At 73.3% G+C, this 5,790-nt stretch carries 3 protein-coding genes and 1 pseudogene; 3 read left to right on the top strand and 1 reads right to left on the bottom strand.

Annotated elements, in window-relative coordinates; genetic code table 11:
• Window positions 1–269 precede the first annotated feature (269 nt).
• Both ABS772_RS21125 and ABS772_RS21120 read left to right on the top strand, forming a co-directional pair.
• Window positions 270–1,370 carry a histidine kinase dimerization/phosphoacceptor domain -containing protein gene (locus ABS772_RS21125; protein WP_350396710.1) on the top strand — a complete coding sequence of 367 codons (1,101 nt, stop codon included), beginning with the start codon at window positions 270–272 and terminating at the stop codon, window positions 1,368–1,370.
• A 133-nt stretch (window positions 1,371–1,503) separates the two neighbouring features.
• The gene (locus tag ABS772_RS21120) at window positions 1,504–1,968 is read left to right on the top strand and encodes a response regulator (RefSeq protein ID WP_350396707.1); all 465 of its coding nucleotides are present in this window, start codon (window positions 1,504–1,506) and stop codon (window positions 1,966–1,968) included.
• Window positions 1,969–2,009: 41 nt separating this feature from the next.
• Here ABS772_RS21120 and ABS772_RS21115 read toward each other — a convergent pair whose 3' ends face one another.
• A complete protein-coding gene (locus tag ABS772_RS21115; RefSeq protein WP_350396706.1) occupies window positions 2,010–4,082 on the bottom strand; it encodes an NAD(+) synthase in 2,073 nt (690 codons plus the stop codon).
• 444 nt (window positions 4,083–4,526) lie between these two features.
• On the opposite strand from ABS772_RS21115, the pseudogene ABS772_RS21110 reads away from it, so the two are divergent.
• Window positions 4,527–5,790 (top strand): annotated as a pseudogene (locus ABS772_RS21110) (DNA translocase FtsK); the annotation flags it as partial.

The raw sequence follows: 5,790 nt of genomic DNA, 5'->3' as shown, positions 1-5,790 counted from the left end.
GCCCTCTCTTGCGGGAGGAGCGCGACTTCGGAATCCTGTGCCTCTTATGGGGCCGACATGGTTGACGGAAACGTAATCGAATCCCCGCACGCGCTGCCGGGCGGGCGGGGGAATCCGGGCGTCGCCCGACGGGACGGGCGGGGGAACGGGCGACGGAACGGGGAAGGGCCGGGTTCGTTTCCGTCGCGGGGCCGGACGCTGCGGAACGCGTCGGGTGACTCCGGTTCGCGCGTCGCGATCGAGCGTGGCGCGCCTGTGTCGGCGTAGTGATGACGGGTTTTTCCAACGGAGCGGGTCTGCCCTCGGGCGTCACGGTGGAGGTCTTCGCGGCAGCCTTCGAGGCGAGCCCGACCCCCATGGTCGTCACCGATCCGCGGCGGCGCGACAACCCCGTCGTCTGGGCCAACCACGCCTTCCTCGCGCTGACCGGCTATGCCCGCGACGAGCTCTACGGGCACAATTGCCGCCTGCTGCAGGGTCCGCGCACCGATGCGGAGGTGCTGCAGACGATGCGCGCGGCGCTCCGGGCCGGCCGGCCGTTCGAGGGCGAGCTGCTCAACTACCGCAAGGACGGCACGACGTTCTGGAACGGCATGACGATCAACCCCGTCCGCGACGGGGCGGGCCAGGTGCTGTTCTTCTTCTCGGCCCAGGCCGACATGACCGACAAGCACCGCCTGGAACTGGCGTTGCGCGATGCCAACGACGCGCTGGAGCGCGAGGTGAACGAGCGCACCGCCGACCTGCGCTCGGCCCTGGAGCAGAAGACCGCGCTGCTCCACGAGGTCGATCACCGGGTCAAGAACAACCTCCAGGTCATCTCCTCGCTGATGCTGCTGAAGGCCCGCCGCACGCCCGAGGGGGATGCCCGCGACGCGCTCCAGGCCATGGCCGACCGGATCGGCGCCCTCTCGACCGCCCACCGGATGCTCTACTCGGAGGGCGACGTCTCCCGCTTCGACTTCAGGGAATTCACCGCCGACCTGATCGCCGACCTCGCCGCCGGCCTCGACGAGGACCGCACCCGGATCGAGACCCGGATCGAGGCGCTGGCGCTCTCCGCCGCCATGGCCGCGCCCCTGGCGCTGCTGATCCACGAACTGGCGACCAACGCCCTGCGGCACGCCTTTCCGGAGGAGCGCCACGGCCGGGTCGCCATCGAGGCGCAGCGCTGCGGGACGGGGATGCGCCTCGTCATCGAGGACGACGGCGTCGGCATGGCCTCGGCGCCCGCCAACCCGGCCGGATTCGGCCGCACCCTCGTCGAGATGGTGGTGCGCCAGCTGCGCGGCACCCTCGAATGGTCGGATGCCGGGCCCGGCACCCGGATCGCGATCACGATCCCGCTCACCGGGTCCGACGCCCCGTGACCGGTCCGTCCGCCCTCCGGCCGGGCCGTATCCACCGCGAACGGATCCCGCACCGGACGGCGCCGGTTCCGCTCCCGGCATATCCGGCGGATAGTGTCGGTTCGAGCCGAGGAACGAGGGCGGGAGGGCCGGAATGGCCGAGGTGACGGAGGCGCCCCTGCGCATCCTCGTCGTCGAGGACGAGGTGCTGATCGCCCTCGAGCTGGAATATCTCCTGGAGGATCTCGGCCATGTCAGCGTCGGCGTGGCGGGCTGCTCGGCGGATGCGATCGCGCTCGGCCACACCGCCCGGCCGGACGTGGCGCTCGTGGACGTCCACCTCGTCGATGGGCCGACCGGCGTGGAGGTGGCCCGCGCGCTGAGCCGCGACCCGCAGGTCGCGGTGGTGTTCATGACCGCCAACGCCAAGCGCATCCCGCCGGATTTCGCCGGTGCGCTGGGCGTGATCGCCAAGCCCTATTCCGAGCGCGCCGTGGCCGGTGTCCTCGACTACGTCGCCCAGCGCCGGGCCGGCCGGGCGCCCTCCGTCGAGGCCCTCGACGGCTTCGATCCCGCCCCGGCAGCGGGCGGCGGGGCGCGGACCGGCGGAGCCCCATGAGCCGGCCCTGACGCGACGCCTCCGCGGAAGGCCGGCTGCCGTCACGCCTGCGGGACGTTGCGCTCCAGCTCGTCGAGCCACGCCCGGGCGCTGGCATCCGACGGGGCGCGCCAGTCGCCGCGGGGCGAGAGGGAGCCGCCGGCCGAGACCTTCGGGCCGTTGGGGAGCGCCGAGCGCTTGAACTGGCTGAAGCGGAAGAAGCGGTCGAGGAACACGCCGAGCCAGCGCCGGATCTCGGCCAAGTCGTAGGCGACGCGCTTGCGCACGGGGAAGTCCGGCGGCCAGTCGCCCCTCCCCGCGTCGCCCCAGGCGTGGAGCGCGAGGAAGGCGATCTTCGAGGGCGGAAAGCCGTGGCGCAGGGTGAACCACAACGAGAAATCCTGCAGCGCGTAGGGGCCGATCTTGCCTTCCGTGCTCTGCGGCCCCTCGCCCTCCGAGGCCGGCACCAGCTCGGGAGAAATCTCGGTGTCGAGCACCGCCTGGAGCGTCCGGTTCTCCTCGGCGCCCAGTTGTCCGGACGAGATCACCCAGCGGATCAGGTGCTGGATCAGGGTCTTGGGCACGCCCGCGTTGACGCCGTAATGGCTCATCTGGTCGCCGACGCCGTAGGTGCTCCAGCCGAGCGCCAGCTCCGAGAGGTCGCCGGTGCCGATCACGATCCCGCCGTGCTGGTTGGCGAGCCGGAACAGGTAGTCGGTGCGAAGCCCCGCCTGCACATTCTCGAAGGTGACGTCGTAGACCGCCTCGCCCCGCCCGAACGGGTGGCCCATATCGGCCAGCATCTGCCGGGCGGCCGGGCGGATGTCGATTTCCTCCGGCGTGGTGCCGAGCGCCCGCATCAGCGCGTGGGCGTTGGTCTTGGTCTCGTCCGAGGTGGCGAAGCCCGGCAGGGTGTAGGCCAGGATGTTTTTTCGCGGGAGGCCGAGCCGGTCGAAGGCCTTGGCCACGACGATCAGGGCGTGGGTCGAGTCGAGGCCGCCGGACACGCCGATCACCGCCCGCTTCGTGCCGGTGGCGGCGAGGCGCTGGGCCAGCCCGGCGACCTGGATGTTGTAGGCCTCGTAGCAATCCTGCGCGAGGCGGGCCGGATCGGAGGGCACGAAGGGAAAGCGCTCGACCCGGCGCTCGAGTCCGAGATCGCCCCGCGGCGGATCGAGCCGGAAGGAGACCGTCCGCCAGGGCAGGCGCTCGTGCCGGCGGGCATTGTCGTCGAAGCTGCCGGCCTGGAGCCGCTCCTGGGCGATCAGGTCGAGGTCGATGTCGGCGAGCGTCACCACCGGCCCCTCGGGGAAGCGCGCGCCTTCGGCCAGCCGCACGCCGTTCTCGTCGATGCTGGTCTGCCCGTCCCAGGACAGGTCGGTGGTGGATTCGCCGGTGCCGGCCGCCGCGTAGACGTAGGCGCACAGGCCCCGCATCGAGGCGGCGCGGGTCAGCAGGGCGCGGGAATCGGCCCGGCCCACGGTGATCGGGCTCCCCGACGGGTTGGCGATGACGGTGGCCCCGGCCAGCACCGCCTCCATGCCCGGCGTCTGCGGCACCCAGAGATCCTCGCAGACCTCGATGGCGAGGCGGAAGCCCGGCAGGTCCTCGGCGGAAAAGATCAGGTCGGTGCCGAACGGCGCCTCGAGCGCGGCCGGGCGGATCGTCTCGCCGGTGATCCCGGCGCCGGAGGCGAAGTGGCGCTTCTCGTAGAATTCCCGGTAGTTCGGCAGGTAGCTCTTCGGCACGACGCCGAGAAGCCGCCCGCCCCGGATCGCCACGGCGCAATTGTAGAGCCGGTTGCGCCAGCGCAGGGGGGCGCCGACGACGAGGAGCGGCGTCAGGCCGGCGCTCTCGGCGACCAGCCGCGCGAGGCCCGCCTCCACCGCGTCGAGGAGGGTCGCCTGCAGCAGCAGGTCCTCGATGGCGTAGGACGACACGCAGAGTTCGGGGAAGACCGCGAGCGCCGCGCCGGCCCCGTGCGCCTGCCGCGCGAGCCCGAGGATGTCCTCGACATTGGCCGCCGGATCGCCCGGATGGCTGCGCCCGGTGCAGGCCGCCACGCGGGCGAAGCCGTGCCGGTAGAGGGAGCGGAAGTCCTGCGGACTCAAGGTCTCTTGGCTCGGAGTCGTCACCGGGTCTCGAACCTCACCTGATACGGCAGGAATCGCTGCCAAGTGCCTCGCGGCACGCTGTTTCTCAAGCCTGAACCCGGGCGTGGCCGTCGCCGGACCGCTGCCCTCCGTCAGGTCTTCGGGAAAACGCCTTAAAGCGCCAACCGCGCTCGACGATATCCGGTTCGCGCCGCGCTTGCACGGCGGGAGGCGGAACGGTCCGGAGGAGGGCAGGGCAAGGGGCTGAGCAAGGGGCCGAGCAAGGGGCCGAGGCAAGCGTTCGTTAACGACGATCCGCCTAGCTTGGGGCTCGAACCGCTCCGCAGGAGCCGGACCTTGTTTCGAGTCATCTCACAGATCATGCGCGCATCGGGACGGCCTCCCTACTCCCATCGAGATCCGTCGCGGCCGAGCCGCGGCGGCGACCGCCTGGATCGGTCGATCGGCGGCATCGCCCATCGGCTGATGAGCCTTCGCTCCAACCTCGCCCGGCGCATCGCGGGCGCGCCCCCGGCCCCGCCGCGGGCGCTCCCGCAGGCGCTGCCGCATCCCGCCCTGCCGGTTCCGGGCGCGGACGGCTTCGACGCGGGCAGCGTGCCGAGCTGGCTGGTGCCGCCCGGCGCGATGCTCGGCCGCGCCCCGGCCGCCCAGGAGTCCGCGATACCGGAGACTTGGGCCTCGGAGGCGTGGACGCAGGAGCGGGAGGAGGGGCTGTTCGAGAGGCCCGCCCCGGCCCTGCCCTACGACGGCCCGCTCGAGATGCCGTTCGAGAGTCGCATCGATCCCCGCGCCTCCGGCCCCGGCGTCCTGGTGCGCACGCCGCGCCGCCCGGCGGCGATCGCTCCGGAGGCCGGCGCGGTCCCGATGCCGCACGCCCTGCCCGTTTCCCCTCCCGCGAATCCGGGCGGCGCCTACGGCGTGCCGCAGGCGCCCCTGCCCGAATCGGTGCGCTTCACCCGCACGCCCGACACCGTCCTGATGGAGCGCCGCCGCCAGGCGCTGGAGGCCGAGCGCGAGGCGCAGGCCCGCGCCCAGGCCCTGCTCGACGCCCGGGCCGCCGCCGAGGCCGCGGCGCTGGAGGCGCAGCGAGCCCGCGAGGCGGCGGAGTATGAGGCCGCCGAGCGCGCGGCGCAGCTGGCCGCCGAGGAGGCCGAGGCCGCCCGGCTGCGCACCGAGCAGGCCGTCTCGGAGGTGCCGAGCTGGCGCCGCCCGTTCGTGCCGCCGCCGGGCGTGAGTTTCTTCCGCACCCCCGACCGCCGGCCGAAGCCCGTCGTCCAGCTCCCGCAGCCCGCGCCCCAGCCCGCAATCGAGGCGATCCCGGTCGAGGCGCCGCGCCATGAGGCCGCCGCCCCCGTCGTGGCGGAGGAGGTCCCTGCCTTCGGGATGTACGCGCCCTTCATCCCGCCGGTCCCGGCCGAGCCGTCCGACTGGTCGGACGTCCCGGATTGGTCGGCCCTGCACGGCTGGTTCGGCCCGTCCGAAGCCGCGGTCGAGATCGCCGAGCCGGTCGCCGCCCCGGCCTCGGCGCGCCCCGTGCCGAACGCCATGGCCGCCCGCGCCGCGATCCGCCCGGCCCGTCCGCTGGCCGCCGGGGCGGTCGCGCAGCCGGAAGCCACGGCTCCGGCCCCGGTCTTCACGCAGGTCGTCGCCCCGGCGCCCGTACCGGTCGCCGCCCCCTTCGCCGCGGCACAGTTGGCGCGGCAGCCGATCCCGGCCCCCGCTCCGGTCC

The organism is Methylorubrum podarium, assembly GCF_040270385.1.
GTDB classification, from domain to species: Bacteria; Pseudomonadota; Alphaproteobacteria; order Rhizobiales; family Beijerinckiaceae; genus Methylobacterium; species Methylobacterium podarium.
The sequence above is the reverse complement of the archived record's forward strand: the minus strand, read 5'-3'. Positions and strand labels throughout refer to the sequence as shown.

Excerpts from the sequence above, each read along its gene's own strand:
- ABS772_RS21125 (WP_350396710.1), top strand. The coding sequence starts at position 270 with ATGACGGGTTTTTCCAACGGAGCGGGTCTGCCCTCGGGCGTCACGGTG.
- ABS772_RS21120 (WP_350396707.1), top strand. The coding sequence starts at position 1,504 with ATGGCCGAGGTGACGGAGGCGCCCCTGCGCATCCTCGTCGTCGAGGAC.